Raw genomic sequence first — 21,429 nt, forward strand, 5'->3', positions numbered from 1 at the left:
TCTGGTAAAGGTAACGGAAGCTAAAATCACGAATTGTTTACCACTACCCAAAACTAGATTGACACAGTACTAGCTAAGTGCAGCATGGCTACGGTCATAGGTAGAGCGGAAACTAGGATGGGGTTTGCCTTGGATAGTACCCCAGTAGTCAGAATCTAAGCTATCTAGTCCTACTTCGGAAGCAACGCGACCGAGCATAGATTGCTGACGATTTTTGATCATGTGATGGTGATTCATCATCAGAGCCCTAGCTTTTTCTTGAGTAGACATTTTCCTTTCTCCGATTGCTTATATAAGATTGTTATGGAATTAACTTCCCTTACATTTATAACTATAGCAGTTATTCTGTATCAAAAACTACAAAATTACTTTTAGTTACAAATCTTAATGAACTAGCAACTATCACGACTTTCCTTTAAAATATCCCAGAGCCACTGCTCTACGCGATCGCCCATGGCCTGATTAGAGTATTTAACTTCGAGGAGGCGACGGCATTCACGGCGGTCAATTCTATCCAAATTTCCCAAGGCTTCTACCAAGCCTTCCACAGAATCGAGTTCTACCAAAAAGCCATTTTTACCATCTTCGATAATTTCTGCTGATCCACCACGGTCATAGGAAATGACTGGCACTCCACAAGCGAGGGCTTCCATTGCCACAGTACTAAATGCTTCCACCCAATGAGGCGTCATCAGTAAGGCTCGACACTGGCGCAAGTGTTTTTGGAGTTGATCAGTTGGGAGAAAACCCAGGTATTCTATAGGGGCATTGGGGTAATCGTTGAGAATCTGCTGCCAATAGGGTTGATTTTGTATAAGACCCATAATTTTTAGTGGCTTAGCCGTTATATCTGATGCTGCCACTGCATCTTCTAAGCCTTTTTCTGGAGAAATTCGACCCACCCAGCCGAGCCAGGGTGAGGGAGAGTCACAACAGGAATACACAGACAAATCAATGCCATTGCCCAAACAACGACAGCGATTCTTGAATGAAAATGTTGCCCCTTGAGCCATTGAATGAACCCCAATTGTGCCAGGGAAATTAATGGCAACTTGTTCGATGATCTGATCCATCCCCTCGGTTAATGAACCCATACTCACTAGGTGAGCAATGGGACGAGTGAAAAAGGGGGTTAGGTAAAACGGTAACCAGTCGTAGGCAAAGTTCACAATCAAGTCATAGTCAGTTTGAACTTGCCGCCCATAGTCCCACATATTAGCCAATACCGAGGATGGGGGGATGATAGTAGGAGTCTCTCTTGTTTGAGTTTGAATACTAGTTTGCAGAACACCATCAATTTCTACCAGAGGCATTCCCCAAGCTGTAGATCCTTTAGTTGCCACAATTGTGATCCTGTGACCCCGATTAATCAATTCCGTAGCAATGTTACGTAAAGTCAACTCAACCCCACCACCTAACCCTGAACCCAACGGACCAACTGGGGTGGAAATTAATAGCAATTTCAGGGAATTTAATTGGCTCATTAATTGAAAATTAACCCTGGCAATTTGATAATAAAAACGATAATTATAAACTTGTAATTAATCAAATTTAACTTCAAAATATTTATGATTTTAAACTTAAAGCACGGTAAGTAAAGCTGAGTAAACTTTTATTCTATGCTATTCCATTTTAACGGTTTACACTTCCCTATCATAGCACGGTAAGTAAAGGTTACTAAACTTTTATTACCTGTTATGAATTTCCCTAACTAGTCGCTATTATCTTGGTAATGGTTTGAATTATTTTCTGATGAATTCAGGTAATTTTGTGCTGGGGGAAAACTATCCAGTTTAGTGGAAGGGCGCATTTTATTAAACTGATCGATTGCCCATTTTGCCGTTTCTCGCACTTCGGAATCCGGGTCATCGGTAGCGTGACGCAACATCTGCAAGACTTGGTTTAGTAATTCATAAATTCGCGTTGCATCCCGAATCGCATTTTTCCGGACTTGGGGGTTGTCATCCTGCAAAGAAATGGCTAGGGCTTTGTTAATCGGTTTGAGAGTTTTGGTGCTAATTTGGGATAAGGCTTCCAAAATCAAACCACGCTGCTTAGAATCAGAATCTAGCATTAAGTCCACTAGGGGCTTTACTGCCCTGGAATCCCCCTTTTGGGCTAATTCCCAGATAGCTTGTTGTCGCTTTTTTGGATCTGGGTCTTCTAATTCTCTGATTAATTCCTCAACAATACTAAATTTAGTCAGGCGAGTGGTCTTTTTGACATGTAAGGAATCAGCTAAAGACTGAGGTTGAGGATTGCTAGAATTGGCGACATTATAACTAGCGCTATGGTTATAATCCCTTTGAGTATGGTGGTTTTGGGAGTCAGTTGACACTTGGACTTTGAGGTTATTGACTGTAGTATCTTGTTTAGCTTGGTTTTCTGTGGAGGACGCTAATTGTGAGTCTACGGGTCGTTTTGGTTTAGTCAGCCACTTGAATAGGAAAAAACCGCCACCAGCCATGATGATGGCTGGGATGATCAACCATGATGACGGGCTCTTTTCCTGGGTCGAAGGTTCGGTAGTAGTCGATTCGGCAGTAGTCGATTCGGCTGCCACTAATTGACCTGAGTTTGGAGCTGAACTCGTGCTGGTGGTTGTGGTCTTAGCAGCGTAGGCTTGCTCCAATTCCTTCCTAGTAACAGAATCAACAACACCCAGTTTTCTCAATCCAATAGATTCTTGGAATAAAGCGACTGCTTTCTCTGTACCCTCACCATAAACACCATCTTCAAGCCCATCGTAGAAGCCAAGATGCTTTAGCTTGGCTTGCACAAGAGCCACCTCTTTGCCCCGACTCCCTTTGAGCAGAATTGGTGGGTCAGTTTCTGTGGCAGAAGGAGATTGAGCGATTAGCAACGGGTCAGGGAGGTTGTTGGGTGAAAATGCGTTCGCGTAGTGGTTCCTAAGGAACATCGCTTTTTCTAATTTCACCGCTAGGCTGGGTGCTGGGAACCAGCCTAGGCAGTTCAAACAGGTAGCTACAAGTATGATAGACCAATGGCGAGTCATAAAATTCTACAGGACTCGAATGTGAACGCCAATTCTAGCTTACGCACTTAACACACAACGCTAAATCCCATGTGCTTTACTCGTTCGAGCAACATAATTTTGGCTCGATTAATCTCAATTGTATCAAATCGGCTTCACTGCTGGGTTTATGGTAGCTTAGCACTACCTTCTTCAGACGATCTCAGTTGTTGTTTCCACTGCCAGTTTTCCCCTTTGGCTAGCCGCTGTTGTTTGCGAGCCTTGCTTTGATCCGAGTGGCTATTTGTTCCCGCTGATTGACTAGATAAACGCTAAGCAATGTCACGCACACACCAGTCCACTGTAGGGAACTGAGTACCTCAGACAACACTAAATTCCCAAATAGCAGGGCAAATACTGGTGTCAGAAAGGTTAAGCTACACAGACTAGTGAGATTCCCCTTGGAGGCAAAGTAGAAGAATATACCGTATGCGATCGCACTCCCGAAAACAGTGGAGTAAGCTAATGCGATCCAGCCAACTCCATCAATATTCACCCATTGCTGGGATTCTATGACACTAGAGAGGGCAAATAACGGTAATCCTCCTAGGATCATGTGCCAACCAACCGCAGCAACTGGGTCAGCATAGCGGCTGATAATGGGAACCATTACTGTTCCTACTGCCATGGAAAGGGATGCTAACAGCATCAGCCACTCTCCATGATCAAACAGCTGTTCCCAGCTTAATTCTATAGCTTGAGCGTTGCCAGTAAAAAGGCTGAGAATCCATTGATCGGGCAAGCCAATCAAGCTGATTCCTACTATACCAAATCCTAGTCCTAACCAACCCCACAGTCCAATAAGTTCACCAAAGAGCAATGCTGATAGCAGGGCGACCACTAGGGGTTGACTATCAATCATGACCGAACCCAAACCCGCACCAGTGCTAACCAATCCCTGGGCTAGGAAACCCTGAAACATTGCCCCATCCACTAAGGCAAATAAGCTAATCCACAGCCAGGCTAGCCAACCTTTCGGCTGGGGGCGACCCATCACAGTTGCTGCTCCTAATACTAAAACTCCTGCTGGTACTAACCGCACCCCAGCCATAAACATAGGGGTTGTGTTGGGGATCACCCCTTTCATTGCTACCATAGCTGTACCCCATAGAAAAAAGGGGGAAATCAGCAGTAGTGAACCTAGTAGTGACCTTGGTGACAGTATTGTGTTGGCTTTTAGTTGCATAATCCTGATTTATGGTGAAGAACAAAAATAACCGACACTCAAGCAGCTGTCAGAAATTTGATTTAGATATTGACTTTAGATATTGACTGGGCTCAAAATCAGGGGGGCTCAGGAGTACAGGAGTGAGTTGTGGAATTTTCGAGCTTACTCAACAACATACAATTTAAATGGGCGACAGCTTAAACCAGCTTTTCATATTTGTTTATTTGTTTATTTATTTATTTTGAGCACCTTAGTAGCTAACCGTTTTATAAAATGATGCAAACTAGAAATACAAGCTCCAGTAATCAGTTAAATCTACACTAGATACTCACAATCACCTATGCCTTGGCCGTTTAAACGCAAATCTCTCAAACAAATTGCTCGAATTGAAATCACGGGGGCGATCGCTGGTGGTACCCGTAAACGGGTCCTCGAAGCCCTAAAAACTGTTGAAGAAAAGAAATTTCCGGTCTTACTATTACGGATTGACAGTCCTGGTGGTACAGTCGGGGATTCTCAGGAAATCTATAGCGCCTTGGTGAAGTTGCGAGAAAAGGTGAAGATTGTAGCTAGCTTTGGCAATATCTCCGCATCCGGGGGTGTTTACATTGGCATGGGAGCGGAACATATAGTAGCGAACCCTGGTACAATCACTGGAAGTATTGGTGTGATTCTGCGGGGAAACAATATAGAGCGCTTGTTGGATAAAATCGGTGTTTCCTTTAAAGTCATTAAGTCAGGTCCGTACAAAGATATCTTGGCGTTTGACCGGGAACTGACTGAGCCTGAAAAAACTATTCTTCAAGAGTTGATCGATACCAGTTATCAACAGTTTGTACAAACTGTTGCCCAGAGTCGCAAGCTAGATGTAGATGTGGTAAAAAGTTTTGCTGATGGTAGGATTTTTACTGGTGAGCAAGCACATAACTTGGGGGTGGTTGATCGCCTGGGAACTGAAGAAGATGCCCGTTGCTGGGCAGCGGAATTGGTGGGTCTTGACCCAGAGAAAACCAAGTCTTTCACCATCGAAGAACCCAAACCATTGTTGAGTCGCTTGCTACCGGGTAACCTTATTCGCAATAGATCTCAGATATCTGTTGGTATAGATTGGTTAGAGTTTGAACTATCAACTAGCGGTCAGCCCCTATGGTTGTACCGACCATAAGATAACATGGAGATTTGAGATTTAACAAGAGTCTAAAATCTCAAATCTCCCAGGGAAATTTGGAGGATATTACCTTGCACTGGAGAGTTAGAGCAATTCGAGGGGCAACAACTGCCTCAGAAAATACAGTAGCAGCGATTCGAGAAGCAGTGATGGAACTGCTAGATGAACTCGAAGCTCATAATCAAATCGACCATCAAGAAATTATTAGTGCCATTTTCACCACGACCCGTGATTTGGATGCTAAATTTCCAGCTGCGATCGCACGAGAACGTCCGAATTGGGATCATGTTCCTTTACTTGATGTGCAACAGATGCATGTCGAGGGCAGCCTAGAGCGTTGTATCCGGTGTTTAATCCACATCAACACTCCTGTTTCTCAACTTGAAATTTCTCATCCCTATTTACGTCAGGCCAAAAATTTAAGGCCTGATTGGACCTTAGCTCAAGTCAGCCGTTAGTTGTCAGGTTATTTATACTAACAATGGGGCTTAACCCTACCAATTAGCCAGCGGTCAGTTCAAGTTGTTATTAGTCATTAGTCAAAATAAAATTGTTAATGGTCAATGGTCAATGGTTAATTAACAATTAATTAAAAATTAACAATTAACAATTAAAATGAAGACAATTTTATTGAGTCAAATGTATCAATGGTCAACCATCAATGGTCAACCATTAACAAAAAAAATTTCAGCTTGATTCGGTTTGTCTATTAGATGATTTGCGGTGGAAACGAATTCCTAAAAAGATGTCGTATACAAAGTTCCAAAAACTCTTTCGAGCCAGAAGTCCTAGAGATTGATCACAACCTTTTTCATCTAAAAGGGGTTTAACAGCACGGTAGGCGGGCTGATACTTGTACCAGGGTATGGTCGGCCACAGGTGATGAATTAGATGATAATTTTGTCCCATAATTAGCAGGTTTATGATGGGACTGGGGTAAACTCTAGCATTTTTCCAGCGATCACGTTCTTTGAATGGACGATGGGGCAAATAATCAAAGAACAATCCTAGCGCTATACCTACAACTAATGCTGGCACAAACCAATAGTTCATGATGTAGTCTAAAAAGCCATATTGACAACCAAGATATATGATGATGGCGATGAATAGACGGCTAAAAAACCACTCCCAGAGCTCATACTTACGCCACAAACGGCGCTTGAAAAAAAATATTTCGTGATAAAAAAAGCGAACTGCAATTAACCACAGCGGACCACCAGTGGAAACAAAATGATCGGGATCATTTTCGGGATCGTTAACATTGGCATGATGCTGCATATGAACCCGCGTGAACACTGGGAAGGTAAAACCTAACATCAGGGCGCTACCATGACCCATTAGGGCATTGACGTAACGGTTTTTGTGGGCAACATGGTGAGAGGCATCGTGAATGACTGTTCCTACCATGTGTAAGGCAAGGACATTAATGCTAAAGCAGCAAGCGTTAGGCAAATCCCAAAGCCAGTAACCACTGGTGGAACAGACCACCAAGATGATCGCCGCCACAAACATGAGTAACGTTAAGTTAAACTTATCCGGGGCACCCAGGAACTCCTTGGGCACTGTCAGCGGCTTGATGGCCTCCGACATACTTGTTTTTTCTCCTTTCTACTGTCTTTTGGTAGTATAAGGTACAATGGCTCAATTATAAAGATTTGTTAAGATTAGAGCTTCTAATCAGAAACTAGAGTCAATTTCAGGAAAATCACTCTCGTCACGAGGGGAGTCACCCCCTCAGACCGTAAGGAGAGGGGAGCCTTGTCTTGATGCAGCCCCTCCTCACTCGCGCTTTGCATTAATAAAGGTCGTTGGTTAAAAGAAGTAGCTCGGTTACTCAAAATAATCCGGTCAATCCTATGGGTGGTTTTCAGAGCTACCTTCAAAGCCAGACAGACTTCCTTTCGACTCGCCACACAGATAAACGTCCTGTGAAGCTCCCTCGTTGAGTTCCGCTTCAATCAGGTTAACCACTACCCCTGCCAACTTCTGAGAGTTGCTTAAATCATCCGTTGGGATCGCCAAACAACGGACATCAAAAGCAGTTTCTCAATGTTGAGTCTGTACTGCCAACAGCTCACCCTTTCGAACCATCCCTGGTAAATAAACAAATAGTAAATAATCACCGATTAGACTGTCCCGGAGTCAAGAAACACTGACAACTCTTAACTTTTGGCATTGTTGACTTTGAATATGAAGTAGAAGTAAGAAGGGAAGCAGGTCAAAGTTGCAGAACATATGAACTATTTACTATCAGAGTAAGCTAAAACACATGAGGGGGCTATAGCTTTAGTACAAATTCTCTGCATAAGTGACATGCTCCCAGTAGTAAATGGGAAGTAGGAAATGGCAACTAGGAAATAGGAACTAGGAAATTGGTAGTTTAAATTAGTAAGCTATCAGCTATCAGCTATCAGCTATCAGCTATCAGCTATCAGCTATCAGCGAACAGCGATTAGCGCTACAGATGGTGCTACTTGAGGTGCTTTTGAATAAAATAAGCTGACGGCACCTCAAGTAGCGTGAGCTTTTAGCTCACGGCTGACGGCTGAATGCTTACATAAATTATGGTTATGGATCAAGTTTTTATTCAACCATAAGTGAGCCACAAACAAGCAGATTTTATCCTTTATCCTTCATACTTGATACTTGATACTTTATCCTTGATACCCTGTAGTAACCTAGCAATTTAATCCCGGCAGGTCTTAGTAATGGGGCAGACAATCTGTTTCCCTTGATAGTGTTACAGCTGTTTCTGTGTAATCCAAGAGGAATGTCCAACTAATACTACCACACGGCGATGAATAACCATCGGATGCCAACCCATTTGTTCAAATAGGGGTTCAGATGGGTCAAACAAACGTAACCATCCCAGCGGTATCACTGAGTGTACGATTTATTCTTGGGAAGCGATCGCGCTTTAGGCGCGGCGCTGCCTGTTTAACTGATGTCCACAAAGCTAAGTGGGCAAAGCCTTTATAAAACTTGCCTATTGCCAAAGGCTGAGTCAAATTCACCATTGGTTGGGCTCGGACTAGAAACACCCCAACCCAATGATTATGTTCGAGAAACTGAACTTGCCTGTTGTAAAAACGCCTACAGTGTATTTTCTGGTTTTTCTAGAGGGAAACAACCCATCTGCTGGACAACCCACCCGCATCACTGGTACTTGTCCCATGTAATGATCACAAGCAATGGGGATTGGTTGCCCTAAGGCTACCATCAACAACGGGACATCTAGAAAGCCACGATGGTTGCTCACTACTACAACGGCAGATTTATGAGGAATGCGATCCTCATCGATATTGGAACATTTGTCTTCCCATTGCAGCAAGCAGCGCATCATAAACCTGTAGAGGAAGATGGTCAGACACCAGTTTCAGTCATCAATTTCTAATCTAAATTAACATTTCTTAACATTATTTTCAAATTCTATCTATTGACAGATGCCTTAAAGTAGAGATAATCAGGTGCAACACAACTAATGGTGATAGACTGCCAGTGACTACAAGTGTGTAGCTTGACACATTAGGCATTAAGCCAGTAGTAGAAAAAGCCTGTTAAATCTAAACTAGACTACTAACTTATGTTAATAATTAATTTTCCTTATAATCAAGTGACAGAAGGTGGCCTTGATTCCATTCCTTCAAGGGAGTGGGATAACTTATCGGCTGCTTATCATTACTCCTTACTCATAAGTAACAGACTAAGGAGTAATGACTCGAAACCCCACAACTAAAATAGGTGGAATGAGTTACAAGATAATAAACAATTTTGAGTAACGTCAACTAAAAAGTAGCGACAGATACTTTTTAGAAAAGGTTAAAACTTAAGTAAATCTGATTAGATAAATACTACATATAGTAACAACTAAAATTAATACTAGTAGCCATACACTAGGTTATAAATCACTTAAATAAGTTAAATCAGTTGGCTGGAGGGCGTTTTTAACACTCATATGATTCATACGAATACTACTAAAAATACATTTGCCATTACAACACCCCTTTACTATGTGAACGACTTACCCCATATCGGCAGTGCCTATACCACCATGGCATCTGATGCAGTAGCTCGTTTTCAACGGTTACAGGGCAAAGACGTACTGTTAATTACTGGTACAGATGAACATGGACAAAAAATTCAGCGGACTGCTGAAAATCAAGGGGTAGATCCTCAAGTACATTGCGACAAGATAGCTGCTGGATTTGATGTCCTCTGGCAAAAGCTCAATATCCAGTATGACCGTTTCAGCCGCACTACTGCTAACCGCCACCAAGCCATTGTCAAAGAATTTTTCATGCGGGTTTGGGATAAAAGTGACATTTATCTGAGTCAACAACAAGGGTGGTACTGTGTCTCCTGTGAGGAATTTAAAGAGCAACGGGAACTTCTACCTGGAAACCGCTGCTCGATTCACCCCAATCAAGAAGCGGAGTGGCGGGATGAGCAAAACTACTTTTTCCGGCTCTCTAAATACCAAAAACAGCTAGAAGAACTTTACCAACAGCGACCGGATTTTATCCAACCGGAAAGTCGCCGTAATGAAGTGTTGAGTTTTGTCAGTCAGGGACTACAGGATTTTTCGATTTCGCGATTGAATGTCGATTGGGGCTTCCCAGTACCGGTTGATCCCAGCCACACCATCTATGTCTGGTTTGATGCCTTACTAGGCTACGTGACTGCCCTATTGGATCCCGATAGTGAACCAACTCTTGATAATGCCTTACAAAAATGGTGGCCGATCAATTTACATCTTATCGGTAAGGACATCCTGCGCTTTCATGCTGTATACTGGCCTGCCATGTTAATGTCAGCCTCTCTACCTGTTACAGGTCAAGTATTTGGTCATGGCTTTCTGACCAAAGATGGTCAAAAAATGGGAAAAAGTCTAGGCAATACCCTAGACCCAGTGGAGTTGGTAGATAAATACGGTGCTGATGCAATTCGCTATTATTTTCTAAAAGAGATTGAATTTGGGCGAGACGGGGATTTTAGTGAAACCCGTTTTATCGATATCGTCAATGCCGATTTAGCCAATGACCTAGGTAATTTGCTCAATCGCACCTTGGGAATGGCTAAAAAGTATTGTCAAGGTATTGTTCCAGCTTTAACTGGCTCAGATATTTCACAGGTCAATCCTCTGCTCGAAATTGGCTTAGATCTCGGTTCAAAAGTCGCTAGGGCTTATGAATCCCTAGCGTTTAGCCAAGCTTGCCAAAAAATATTTACTCTGATTCGAGCCAGTAACAAATTTCTAGATCAGCAAGCTCCCTGGAGCTTGTATAAACAAGGAAAACAGCAAGAGGTTGAACAAGTGTTATATACAGTTTTAGAGTCAGTGCGCTTAGCTGCCTATCTCTTATCACCGATTATTCCCAGTATTAGTACGGAGATTTACAAACAACTAGGTTTTGCCATCGACTTTAGCCAAAAAGAACACATCTTTTTGGCTGCGCCCTATGTATCCCATGCATCTTGGGGGGTTTTACCTCAAAACCAGAAGCTAGGAAAACCCAAACCGGTATTTGCACGACTGGAACTCACCTAATTTGGTTCCGTCTTATTAACCAAAAACTTAATCGGCATCTTACCTTAATGCTGATTAAGTAAAAAGTTTTTTAAATTTTTTTTTTAACAAAGAGGTATAATAAAAATGCTGAGCCATTATAATCATGACCCAATTTTTACACCTGAACAAGTCCTAGAAAACCGTGGTCGTGTTGCCATCTTTATCGATGGTTCAAACTTATTTTATGCTGCCCTGCAACTAGGGATTGAAATTGACTACACTAAGCTATTGTGTCGTTTGACAGCAGGGTCTAGGCTACTACGCTCTTTCTTTTACACTGGTGTTGATCGTACGAATGAAAAGCAGCAGGGCTTTCTACTCTGGATGCGTCGTAATGGCTACCGAGTAATTGCCAAAGATTTAGTGCAGCTACCAGATGGCTCAAAAAAAGCTAATCTGGATGTAGAAATTGCTGTTGACATGATGGCACTAGTGGGTTCCTACGACACAGCAGTTCTAGTCAGTGGTGATGGCGATCTTGCCTATGCAGTAGATTCTGTAAGTTATCGGGGAGTTCGGGTTGAGGTAGTCAGCCTACGCTCCATGACCAGTGATAGTCTCATTAATGTAGCTGACCGCTATATTGACCTTGATACCATCCAAGAAAGTATCCAAAAAACACCCAAACAAAACTATACTTACCGTCCTTTGTCTGGGTTCAATGTCATGGATGAACAGCACAAATAGTTTGGTGATTAGTGATTAGTGATTAGTGATTAGTGATTATTCATTATTCATTATTCATTATTCATTGGTGATTAGGGTCTGTCTGATGGGGTCGAAACTACGATGTAGGTGTGTGGGCGTTTCTTTCTCATGTCTTGTAGCATTCGGGCAGTAATTAGTGGCTGAAAACCTATAGTTTATGTCCGATGCTTTCCCCTCCTATAGTTGACATACAGACTTTATTAATGGAGTAGGGTAAACCATCTAAAAACTGAAAGCTAAGCAACTACGTCAAGTATAGATGAGGGGGTAACAGGTCAGCTATAATCATTAACTCATCTGGGTTTGGTCAATTCAGTTACAAAACTTATATCCAACTTGAAGGAAATAATCAGAGATTGAGTTCTCAGTCATTGAAAATATTCTGCCGAGCGCTGAGCGGGTGAAAGGTAGGCTATAATCCTTATCTGGTCAGGATGCGCGTCAAGTCAGTTACCAAACTTACTTATCAACCCGATTTTTCGACCAGTTGGACGAAATAATCAGGAATTGAATTCTCAGTAATTGAAAATATGCTCATGATTGTCTAGGTATAGTTTGGGATGAGAGTGACCTTAAACCTAGAGCTGACAAAGAATTTGGGGGGCTTGTCGCCCCCCAGGAACTATAGAGGTTATAAAAACTTCTAATAACTAAGGAGTAATAACTAGTATAGCGTTTCCTAGAAAGCCATTTTTATAAAAATTACTTTTTTAAATCGATACAAGTCTTTATGATTAAGCTTTGTATCGATTATTTTATAGTCATTTATCCTAACCACACGCTCTTAAGCCATATGTTTTTATACTCCAAGAGATGTCTTAAATTTTTTATTTTGATTTTCATGGTTTACTCATTATCTGGCTGTAAGAGTGAGCCAAAGCCATTAAATCAAGTTCAGGAAGACACTAACGTTACTGAAAAAATTGAAGGAAGTCTAGTCTTTAAAAACGTCACTCTAGATCAGTCAGATAAGCAAGGTCGTCCTCTATGGAAAGTTACAGGAGATAAAGCGACTTACTCTCCAGATAGAAAAATCGCTTACATTGAGAAACCCAATGGGGATTTGTATCAAGATGGGAAACTGATTTTACAGGTTTCAGCCCAGAGTGGGGAAATCCTAGAGAATGGTGAGATAGTGTTTCTCAAAGGTCAGGTCACGGCTACAGATCCCCGTAATGGTGCTGTGTTACGAGGTGATGAGTCTGAGTGGAAACCTAAGGAAGATTTGTTAGTTATCCGCAATAACGTTAAAGGTAATCACCCTAAACTACAAGCATCCGCAAAGGAAGGGCGTTACTTAAGTCGCACCCAGAATTTGGAATTAATTGGTCAAGTAGCAGCCATATCAAAAGACCCAAACTTGCAAATGAAAACGGAACGTTTGGTCTGGCATATCGAACAGGAGAAGGTAATTGGTAACAAAAGCATACTGATTGAACGCTATAAAAATAAGATAGTAACAGAACGAGTGGAAGCAGATAAGTCTGAGGTAAACCTTAAGGCAAAGATAGCAACTCTCAAGAAAAATGTGCAGTTGACTTCGGTCGAACCACCGGTCGTGATATCGAGTAATTCAGCAGTTTGGAATTTGAATGATAAAACTGTCGTGTCCGATCAGCCGGTTAGAATTGTTCACCAGCAGCAGAAACTGATGGTAACAGCTAACAGGGGACGGGTAGATTTGGGTAAGAAAGTAGTTAGGTTAACGGGAGGAGTACAAGGGGAGGGAAGCCGTAAGCAAGCCAAACTGTACGCTAATCAGCTAACTTGGGATATCCCCACCCAACAGATGGAAGCCTCAGGTAATGTAATATATGAACAAGTTTCACCCCAATTTAATACGACTGGTGATAAAGCAGTGGGTAACCTTGAAGCTCAAGATATTTTAGTAACTAGTGGTGTTGGGGAAAGAGTGGTAACAGAAATTATTCCTTGAGCTGGTTGAAGGTTGAACGCGATCGCGTGGCCTTTTGGCCAAGGTTGACTGTAGCCTAAATTAATTTATTGCTGAGACTGGCTTTGGAGCCGTTGACCAAAGTTGACAGTTGACCAAAGTTGACAGTTGACCAAAGTTGACCGTTGACCGTCAACGGTCAAGCCAACTCGATATCTATTTGCTATTTTTTATTTTCAATCAACAAGGCACTGCTGATTTTTTCAATACGCTTGGGATCACCAATGATCAATGGTTTATGGGTTTGATTGCTACTCTTTTGGGTAAGGGTACCCCACTCGACAGACAGGCGTTGCAGTAGCTGATCCTGTTTTGCGCGAAATTCTAGGATATCGTTGCCACCGTTAATAATGGCAAACCACACTAAACCGCGATCGCGTGTTGGGAGAAAACCAGCTAGAGCACTAACTTCTCTGAGAGTTCCGGTTTTAATCACAGCCCCTGGGGGAATGTTACGGTCGAGCATGGTTCCCTTAGTATCCCGTCCAGCTAGGGGGAAGACATCCCTAAGATTAAGCTCGTAAGGCTGTAAAAAGCGCTCAATAGCCATGAGCATAGCACAAGCAGCACGGGGGGAAATTCGATTCTCCATACCTAAACCAGAGCCATTAATCAACTGAATTTCGCTACCGGGTACACCAGCTGACCTAGCCGCCAACCGAGCGGTTGTCTGAGCACCCCCAATGGCTTGAGACAACATCTGAGATACGTCGTTGTTACTGTAGATGTTCATCTCTCTAAGAATATCTACCAGGGGCAAGGACTTGTGGAGTAACAGATATTCCTGCTTGGGAATGGGAGTATCAGATACGACTACATTACCAGCAATTTCTAATTCGGGTTTCTCGGTTCCTTTGGCCATCGATTGATACTGGCGGACAATCTGCCAAGACCAGCTGCTGGATTTTAAGGCTTGCAAGAGTTGCCCACCAGCAATTTCTGGGTTGTCCTGATCATTCATAGTGAAATTGCCAATGATCACTAAATTTCCAGTGACCCGGCGGATTCCCAGTTGATTTAGACTATTACCCAATGCGATCGCTTCTTCCCACACAAAAAACGGGTCGCTACCACCAGTAATCACCAAATCTCCCTCCAATACCCCATCTTTAACTATTCCGGTGGCACTGACTCTAGTTTCAAATTGATGAGCTGGTCCCCATTGCTGTAATGCCGCTAGACTAGTGGCAATTTTCGTGATTGAAGCTGCGGGTATTGGAACATTTCCCCGGTGGGTCGCGAGTCTAGTCAGTCCCGATTGAATCCATACTCCTTGCTTAACTGCTGAACCTTGAACACGCCATTTTCCTATGAATTCATCCACAATCGCTTCAGCAGACGGGTCTGGTTCAGCTGGCAAGCTAAACAAGGAGGTATCCCGCCAAGCCATCAGTTGAGCTTGATCAAGGTTGATCGGTTGTAGAATTCTCCAAAGTTTGACAGATATAACGACAAAGGCACCGGCAAGGATCCCAGCAGCAAGTTGTTTTAGCATTCACTACACCACATTTGTTTCTTGAGGCTGCTCTATTTTAGATACTGAATGCTGCGACTGAACAGTTCTGTTGAGAACATGTCACCATGCAAGCCTTTCGGTTCCCAAACCTCAAGTTAAACTGATCACATTGTTTACTATTCCAGGTAATGGTTCTGGTAAGATGTGGAAGGTTTCTATAAACTTTGAGCAATGGCATCGACTAGCGCACGAATCGCAATAGACGCTATGGGCGGGGATTATGCCCCCCATGAAATAGTTGCTGGAGCTATTAGAGCACAAGCTGAGTTAGGGGTAGAGGTATTGTTGGTAGGGGATCCTGAGCAAATTAGATCCTCTATTTCCCAACACCACGGATCAAGTCAGATAGAAATTGTAGCTGCTGATGGTGTCATTGCCATGGATGAAGAACCCTTGGTGACCTTGAAGCGTAAGCCCAAGGCTTCTATTAACGTAGCCATGGACTTAGTCAAGCAAGGACGTGCTGACGCTGTAGTCTGTGCTGGTCACTCTGGGGCAGCCATGGCAGCGGCTCTATTGCGCTTAGGGCGTCTGCCAGGGATTGACCGTCCCGCAATTGGCGCAGTGTTTCCTAGCATCATGGCTGGCAAGCCAGTGATTATATTGGACGTGGGGGCAATTGTAGATTGTCGCCCTAAATATCTAGAGCAGTTTGCCATCATGGGGTCAGTATATAGCAAGTATGTCTTAGGCATCGAAGATCCTAAGGTAGGACTGCTAAACATTGGTGAGGAAGAGTGTAAAGGCAATGATTTGGCCATCCGCACTCATCAACTGCTACAAAAAAATCCCAGAATAAACTTTATAGGCAATGCTGAGGGTAGAGATGTACTCTCAGGTCAGTTTGATGTAATTGTGTGCGATGGCTTTGTGGGCAATATACTGCTCAAATTTGCCGAAGCTGTAGGGGAGGTGATGCTGCAAATTATCCGAGAAGAACTGCCTCAAGGGATACAAGGTCAGCTAGGTACAGCGTTGTTAAAACCCAACTTGAAGCGGATTAAGCAGCGTATGGATCATGCAGAACATGGCGGTGCCCTACTCTTAGGGGTGGCAGGAATTTGTATTATTAGTCACGGTAGCTCCCAAGCCCCATCAATTTTTAACGCGATTCGGTTGGCTCAAGAAGCCATTGATCACCGAGTAATAGAGCGGATTAAAGCCAATCACTTCAAAAGCTCTAAGGAATCAGTGGCTAGCAATTCCAGCAGTGAGGAGTAAGGCATGATAGGCTGAGCGGTATTTCAAGGCCACCATTAGCGCAACTGTTTTTTTTTGCAACTGTTTTTTTGTTGAGGGTTGAGGGTTGACGGTTGACAGTTTGCGTATAACCGTTATTCTTGAAAATGTCAACAAAAAGCGATCATGACAAAATGCGGACTAAATTTTTAGTAGCTGATCAAGTCTGGTGTTAAACTCATGCTTATAGCCATTAGGTAAACTCCGGTAGCTTTAGCAACAAATTCTGCTATTTAACCGATAACGTTATGGAGAAAATCCACCTAATAATCTCTAGGGTTTCGTTAAACTAGGAAATTTTTAGCTTGAGCGTGGCACAAGCCCCACACCATAACCGTGTAAGGCTTGTGTAGTTTAGTTCACAGTGGCTGTGATGGCAAGATTGACCAATGACCAGTCTTTCCGCCTTCTCCCTAAGCAGCGAACTTGGGAAGAGAAAAACATGGGATGCAACTGATGGAGAAGAGCCTTGAATCAACTAGGAACAGGCATTGCTATTACCGGAAGCGGTTCCGCAGCGTCAGAGGTTACCCTCGATAACCATCAACTAAGCCAGATGGTTGATACATCGGATGAGTGGATTACCAGCCGTACCGGAATTCGGCAACGGCATCTGGTGCATGCACAAGGAAGTCTAAGTGAGATGGCTACTGGGGCAGCAAAGAATGCGATCGCTATGGCTGGAATTGCTCCTGAAGACCTAGATCTGATTATCCTAGCCACCTCAACCCCGGATGATTTGTTTGGCAGTGCTAATCAAGTTCAGGCACTCCTGGGAGCATCAAAAGCAGTTGCCTTTGATATAACCGCAGCCTGCTCTGGGTTCGTCTTTGGACTGGCTACAGCGTCCCAATTTATCCGCACTGGCCTTTACCAAAATGTCTTACTAATTGGTGCCGATATTCTCTCAAGGTGGGTGGATTGGTCAGACAGAAGTACTTGTGTACTATTTGGAGATGGTGCTGGGGCTGTAGTTTTGCAGGCAAATCAATCCGATCGCTTACTGGGATTTGCACTGTGTAGTGATGGTACCCAAAATAGCTGTCTTCAGTTAGCCTACAAATCACAAGAGCAGGAAATTGTCAAGGGCTTGACTGTTGCTAAAGGCACTTATCAGCCCATTACCATGAGTGGCAAAGAGGTTTATCGCTTTGCGGTGCAAAAGGTACCAGAAGTGATTGAAAAAGCATTATTTCGAGCTGATATCAGCACTGAACAGGTGGATTGGCTGGTCTTGCATCAAGCTAATCAGCGGATTCTTGATGGAGTTGCCCAACGTCTGAAGATTCCTAACCACAAGGTTTTAAGTAATCTCGCCCAATATGGTAATACCTCAGCGGCTTCTATACCTCTAGTGTTGGATCAAGCAGTGCGGCTTGAGAAAATTAAATCAGGAGATATTATAGCTACCTCCGGCTTTGGTGCAGGATTGACTTGGGGCGCAGCAGTTTTTCAGTGGGGAAGGTAATTGATGTACTCCAGCACCATCCTGAGCCAGTTAATCATTGTTGACGGTTAACAGTGAACAGTCAACCGCCAACGAATAGGTTTTCAAGGGTTACCGATAACCGACACTATAGAGTGAGGCTTTTCCAAACCATGAGCCTCCATCAGCTGCTGATTAGCCATCACCTGTTGAGGATGACCGTCAGCAATAATTTGTCCTTCGTCAAGTAGCAAAACGCGATCGCATACTTCTAAAATCAGTTCTAGGTCATGGGAGGAAATCAGTATTGTCTCCTCGGAGCGTTTCAAAAAGCTAATCAAGCGACGCCGGGAACGAAGGTCAAGATTCGCACTGGGTTCATCGTAAAGCACTAGGGATGGAGCCATGGCTAAAACCCCTGCGATCGCTACCATACACTTCTGACCCCCAGACAGGTTGTGGGGAACTCGACCCGCTAAGTGTTCCACACCCGTCAGGGATAGGGCTTCTTGAACTCGCTGTTCAACCTCAACCGCTGGTAACCCCATATTCTCTGGTCCAAAGGCTACGTCATCCCAGACCGAAGGGGAAAATAACTGGTCATCGGGATTCTGAAACACCAGACCAATTTCTGGGCGAAACTCACCCGCGACCACGGGTTTGCCAAATAACAGCATCACTCTTGCCCTAGTTGGTTTTAAAATGCCGCAGATGGTTAGAAATAGGGTAGTTTTACCAGCACCATTCGGCCCAATCAAACCTACCCGTTCCCCTGGCTTAATGGTGAGATTGATATTGCGTAAACTATCAGGTTGGTCTGGGTAGGAAAAATACAGACTATCAATGGCAAGGACGTAGTGTAACGAAGTAGGTGACTGATACGGTTCAATGTAATCTTCTCGGTAAAACAATTCTTGTTTTTGCTGTTTCACGGTAAAAGTCTGAAGGATGAAGTCTGTTCGCGTAGCGTGGCCGTTCGCGGAGCGTGGCCTACGGCCTTAAGGCCAAGGATGAAGTCGTTTCGCATGATAGCGTTCGGTGTAGGCTAGGATAAATTCAGCAGCCATATTAATTACGGCTAATCACTTATAGTCGGGGTGAGCGAATTTTGTTAAGTGTTAATTTAAGTGTTAATTTTCTTAAATTTAAATTAACAAAACACCAACCCAAACCCTAAACTTATAAGTCGTTAACCGGAATCAATATTACCTTGATTTGATTACCATGAATTAGTCATCATTGATTAGTCTGAATTCCCTTGGGTCATGCTTCTGTTAAGATAATTTCTACGATCACAAATCCTACTGAAATCAAGCTAGTGAGTCCCAAAGCAATGTAGTGGTGGAAACCAGCAGTGTTTATACTAGACCCCATACGCTTTTCCCTAGGAAGCGGTAATGAAAAGCTCTGTGTTCTACTCCCTATTGTCACACCAGAACTCTCAGAAACCATAAATTTAGAGGTGTTACTATACCCTCGTAAAATCATCGCTTTATAGACTTGCTGGGATTGCTGGTAACTGCGCACCAAAAGTGTTCCGGTTAGGGACGCTAAAACTCTAAGGTTACGGTAACTACGGGCGAAGGATTCCAGTAACCAAGCAACTGGGTGACGTCCAAATTCCTGCCATGAAAGCTTTGGTCCTTTGCCACGAAAACCTCGCAGCTGCATTGCCCGCTTCATTTTAGCTAGGTCGTTACTAAATTGCTCAATATAGCGGTAAGACAACAGAGTCATATCCGCAACCAGTGAGGGCAGACCAAGCGATCGCATAGCTTTGATGTTGGTCAAAAAGGGTGCGGTGCCAAATAAAATCACACTAATGGTCAGAATACATAGGAAACGGGTGGCAATCAGCACTAGGGTTAGCAGTCCTTCCTGTCGCACGGCGATTGGACCAAGCTGGATGATCACGGTAGTGCCTACTGTGAAGGGGAGTAGCAGTGTGATCCCTAACAGAAACAATCCCGGATAGCGCAACCGATTCAACAGAAAGGACAGTGGCAGGCGAGAGACTCGATAAAAAATTAGGGTCAGAGCCACCATCCCTGGTAGCACTATCAAATGCTGTACAAAGGAAAACGCAAAAATTAGGGTCAATAGGGCAATTAGCTTGGCACGAGGTTCCCAACTGTGGATGGGGGAGTCCAAGTGAGCGTAGGCATCAAGTCCATGTTTCATTTAGTCATTGATTGTAATTGGTGATTGCTAATTGGGTCTAATCCACATAGGAGCCATAGGTTCTATCGCTCCACTTCACCCTTAATACTTCATACTTGATACTTCACCGTTCATCCTTTATATTTTCTCTATGACCTATGACTAACTTAGGATCAATCCCTAAGCGGCACTGGTTCCGCCGAGTGAGAAGCGAAAAGGACATGGGTGGGAAAATAGTTCGATCATACAACCACCTGCAAGGCTTTTCTCCTTCACATTCGACGGAACCAGTACCGGGCATCCTACCTGCGGTAAAAATATCAGAAGCAAGATGCCTGTTCCACAAAACTCTTGAAATCATTCCATTATTAAGCAACGCCGATATTTCTGCTATTCACATCGTTTCTCACGGTTCACCGGGGTGTTTGTATTTAGGGAATAGCCAACTTAGTCTAGATACTTTAACAAGACTCGCGGAATTCCCCACCCCTGCGACGGGTGGGGATGGATAGCGAGACGACAATTTGTGATGACAAACCATCACGATTTATGTTAGAACAGGACTTACGCGGTTAAGTTGATTTCGCCCCCCTAGCCCCCCAATTCTGGGGGGTAAAGATGTCAAAGTCCCCCAGAATTGGGGGATTTAGGGGGCAAATGCGTAAGTCCTGTAGAATAAAAGCGGTTGCTAACCCGCCTGACTGACTAAAAGGCTACCTTACAAAAAGTCTGATACTCTATCAGTTTTCAGACCATTAGGTGTACAAAGTACTAGCTCCAGATCAGGGAAGAGACAAGCCCCGGCTGGTTGACCATAGAGTCGTAATTCCAAGGTGAGTCTGTCGTAAAACGTTTGCGTCTGCGGAAGGCGGATGTCTGCCTGTGGACGCTGAGTAAGACCAATTCCAGTTCGCTGGTTGAGGCATCGGCGGATGAAGCGGGAAACCCTGGAGACGAATAAGACCGTCACTGATTTGAGTTGAGAGTTGGAAGCCCCAACCTCAGCGTTCGCGTAGCGTGGCCTACGGCCAAAGCAGGTTGGGGTACTTCACACCATTACCTCCCTCAATTAAAAACTTGGTCAACCAATGATTCAGCCACTCCTATTCTCCTCTACGGCTGCAATGTTGCTGCGGGAGATGCTGGTACAGAATTTTTGGAACGACTACACCAAATAACTGGTACTGAGATTGCGGCTTCTGGGAACCGCACGGGTAATGCTGCCTTGGGTGGTGATTGGAATCTAGAATGTTGTACGGGTCAGATTGCTGTAGATTCAGCATTTTTGCCAGAATTGATGGAAGTATATCAAGGAGTTTTTACTGTGTCCTTTAGCAACCCTAACAACTTTTCAGTAGGAACTAGGTTCTGTTGACATAGCTAACGTAACCAGATGAGAGCAGAGGCGAACTCTGCAAAACCCAGATAACATTCGTCAGTTTTATCAAAACGGCTAAAAACACGGCGATAGTATTTTAGCTTGTTAA

General features: G+C 43.6%; 21 protein-coding genes. 9 read left to right on the top strand and 12 right to left on the bottom strand.

Going from position 1 to position 21,429, the window contains the following annotated elements:
* Positions 1 to 69: 69 nt before the first annotated feature.
* The 4 genes from F6K53_RS21785 to F6K53_RS21800 all read right to left on the bottom strand — a co-directional run bounded on the left by F6K53_RS21785 (position 70) and on the right by F6K53_RS21800 (position 4,220).
* Positions 70 to 270 carry a hypothetical protein gene (locus F6K53_RS21785; protein WP_070390908.1) on the bottom strand — a complete coding sequence of 67 codons (201 nt, stop codon included), beginning with the start codon at positions 268 to 270 and terminating at the stop codon, positions 70 to 72.
* A 122-nt stretch (positions 271 to 392) separates the two neighbouring features.
* On the bottom strand, positions 393 to 1,484 hold the full coding sequence (locus F6K53_RS21790; RefSeq protein ID WP_293066484.1) for a glycosyltransferase family 4 protein: 1,092 nt from the start codon (positions 1,482 to 1,484) through the stop codon (positions 393 to 395).
* A gap of 227 nt (positions 1,485 to 1,711) precedes the next feature.
* Complete coding sequence (locus F6K53_RS21795; protein WP_293066486.1) at positions 1,712 to 2,938, bottom strand: HEAT repeat domain-containing protein; 1,227 nt, start codon at positions 2,936 to 2,938, stop codon at positions 1,712 to 1,714.
* Positions 2,939 to 3,233: 295 nt separating this feature from the next.
* Complete coding sequence (locus tag F6K53_RS21800; RefSeq protein ID WP_293082199.1) at positions 3,234 to 4,220, bottom strand: EamA family transporter; 987 nt, start codon at positions 4,218 to 4,220, stop codon at positions 3,234 to 3,236.
* 322 nt (positions 4,221 to 4,542) lie between these two features.
* On the opposite strand from F6K53_RS21800, the gene sppA reads away from it, so the two are divergent.
* Together sppA and aroH are read left to right on the top strand one after the other, a co-directional pair.
* Complete coding sequence (sppA, locus tag F6K53_RS21805; protein WP_293020347.1) at positions 4,543 to 5,367, top strand: signal peptide peptidase SppA; 825 nt, start codon at positions 4,543 to 4,545, stop codon at positions 5,365 to 5,367.
* A 74-nt stretch (positions 5,368 to 5,441) separates the two neighbouring features.
* Positions 5,442 to 5,828, top strand: coding sequence for a chorismate mutase (gene aroH, locus F6K53_RS21810; RefSeq protein WP_293066528.1), 387 nt, complete (start codon positions 5,442 to 5,444; stop codon positions 5,826 to 5,828).
* 229 nt (positions 5,829 to 6,057) lie between these two features.
* Here the strand turns inward: aroH and crtR are convergent, their stop codons facing one another.
* The 4 genes from crtR to F6K53_RS21830 all read right to left on the bottom strand — a co-directional run bounded on the left by crtR (position 6,058) and on the right by F6K53_RS21830 (position 8,713).
* Positions 6,058 to 6,960, bottom strand: coding sequence for a beta-carotene hydroxylase (crtR, locus tag F6K53_RS21815; protein WP_293066491.1), 903 nt, complete (start codon positions 6,958 to 6,960; stop codon positions 6,058 to 6,060).
* A 264-nt stretch (positions 6,961 to 7,224) separates the two neighbouring features.
* Positions 7,225 to 7,392: a hypothetical protein gene (locus tag F6K53_RS21820; protein ID WP_293043680.1), complete on the bottom strand. Its 168-nt coding sequence runs from the start codon at positions 7,390 to 7,392 to the stop codon at positions 7,225 to 7,227.
* Positions 7,393 to 8,110: 718 nt separating this feature from the next.
* The gene (locus F6K53_RS21825) at positions 8,111 to 8,251 is read right to left on the bottom strand and encodes a hypothetical protein (protein WP_293020351.1); all 141 of its coding nucleotides are present in this window, start codon (positions 8,249 to 8,251) and stop codon (positions 8,111 to 8,113) included.
* Positions 8,252 to 8,401: 150 nt separating this feature from the next.
* Positions 8,402 to 8,713 carry a 1-acyl-sn-glycerol-3-phosphate acyltransferase gene (locus tag F6K53_RS21830; protein WP_293020352.1) on the bottom strand — a complete coding sequence of 104 codons (312 nt, stop codon included), beginning with the start codon at positions 8,711 to 8,713 and terminating at the stop codon, positions 8,402 to 8,404.
* 588 nt (positions 8,714 to 9,301) lie between these two features.
* Here F6K53_RS21830 and metG point away from each other — a divergent pair.
* The 3 genes from metG to lptC all read left to right on the top strand — a co-directional run bounded on the left by metG (position 9,302) and on the right by lptC (position 13,583).
* A complete protein-coding gene (gene metG, locus F6K53_RS21835) occupies positions 9,302 to 10,918 on the top strand; it encodes a methionine--tRNA ligase (protein ID WP_293043688.1) in 1,617 nt (538 codons plus the stop codon).
* A gap of 105 nt (positions 10,919 to 11,023) precedes the next feature.
* On the top strand, positions 11,024 to 11,626 hold the full coding sequence (locus F6K53_RS21840) for an NYN domain-containing protein (protein WP_008182130.1): 603 nt from the start codon (positions 11,024 to 11,026) through the stop codon (positions 11,624 to 11,626).
* An 814-nt stretch (positions 11,627 to 12,440) separates the two neighbouring features.
* Complete coding sequence (lptC, locus tag F6K53_RS21845; RefSeq protein ID WP_293066496.1) at positions 12,441 to 13,583, top strand: LPS export ABC transporter periplasmic protein LptC; 1,143 nt, start codon at positions 12,441 to 12,443, stop codon at positions 13,581 to 13,583.
* 181 nt (positions 13,584 to 13,764) lie between these two features.
* On the opposite strand, the gene F6K53_RS21850 is transcribed toward lptC, so the two are convergent.
* The gene (locus tag F6K53_RS21850) at positions 13,765 to 15,096 is read right to left on the bottom strand and encodes a D-alanyl-D-alanine carboxypeptidase (RefSeq protein WP_293066499.1); all 1,332 of its coding nucleotides are present in this window, start codon (positions 15,094 to 15,096) and stop codon (positions 13,765 to 13,767) included.
* A 192-nt stretch (positions 15,097 to 15,288) separates the two neighbouring features.
* On the opposite strand from F6K53_RS21850, the gene plsX reads away from it, so the two are divergent.
* Together plsX and F6K53_RS21860 are read left to right on the top strand one after the other, a co-directional pair.
* Entirely contained in the window at positions 15,289 to 16,338 is a 1,050-nt protein-coding gene (gene plsX, locus F6K53_RS21855) for a phosphate acyltransferase PlsX (protein ID WP_293020357.1), read from the top strand.
* Between the two features lie 487 nt (positions 16,339 to 16,825).
* Positions 16,826 to 17,824, top strand: a complete 999-nt coding sequence (locus tag F6K53_RS21860) for a beta-ketoacyl-ACP synthase III (RefSeq protein ID WP_293066502.1) — start codon at positions 16,826 to 16,828, stop codon at positions 17,822 to 17,824.
* 83 nt (positions 17,825 to 17,907) lie between these two features.
* Here F6K53_RS21860 and F6K53_RS21865 read toward each other — a convergent pair whose 3' ends face one another.
* Positions 17,908 to 18,714, bottom strand: coding sequence for an ABC transporter ATP-binding protein (locus F6K53_RS21865; protein ID WP_293020359.1), 807 nt, complete (start codon positions 18,712 to 18,714; stop codon positions 17,908 to 17,910).
* Between the two features lie 331 nt (positions 18,715 to 19,045).
* Positions 19,046 to 19,963: a cobalt ECF transporter T component CbiQ gene (gene cbiQ / locus F6K53_RS21870; RefSeq protein ID WP_293082202.1), complete on the bottom strand. Its 918-nt coding sequence runs from the start codon at positions 19,961 to 19,963 to the stop codon at positions 19,046 to 19,048.
* A gap of 200 nt (positions 19,964 to 20,163) precedes the next feature.
* Between cbiQ and F6K53_RS45965 the strand changes: the two genes are divergently transcribed.
* Positions 20,164 to 20,454, top strand: a complete 291-nt coding sequence (locus F6K53_RS45965) for a DUF4347 domain-containing protein (RefSeq protein WP_364305926.1) — start codon at positions 20,164 to 20,166, stop codon at positions 20,452 to 20,454.
* A gap of 206 nt (positions 20,455 to 20,660) precedes the next feature.
* On the opposite strand, the gene F6K53_RS21875 is transcribed toward F6K53_RS45965, so the two are convergent.
* Positions 20,661 to 20,912, bottom strand: a complete 252-nt coding sequence (locus tag F6K53_RS21875; RefSeq protein ID WP_293073947.1) for a hypothetical protein — start codon at positions 20,910 to 20,912, stop codon at positions 20,661 to 20,663.
* A 9-nt stretch (positions 20,913 to 20,921) separates the two neighbouring features.
* Here F6K53_RS21875 and F6K53_RS21880 point away from each other — a divergent pair, with 9 nt between their 5' ends.
* Positions 20,922 to 21,317 (top strand): DUF4347 domain-containing protein, encoded by a 396-nt coding sequence (locus F6K53_RS21880; RefSeq protein ID WP_293073950.1) that lies wholly within the window; start codon positions 20,922 to 20,924, stop codon positions 21,315 to 21,317.
* Positions 21,318 to 21,429 lie beyond the last annotated feature (112 nt).

Source organism: Moorena sp. SIO4A1 (assembly GCF_010672065.1).
Classification (GTDB): Bacteria; Cyanobacteriota; Cyanobacteriia; order Cyanobacteriales; family Coleofasciculaceae; genus Moorena.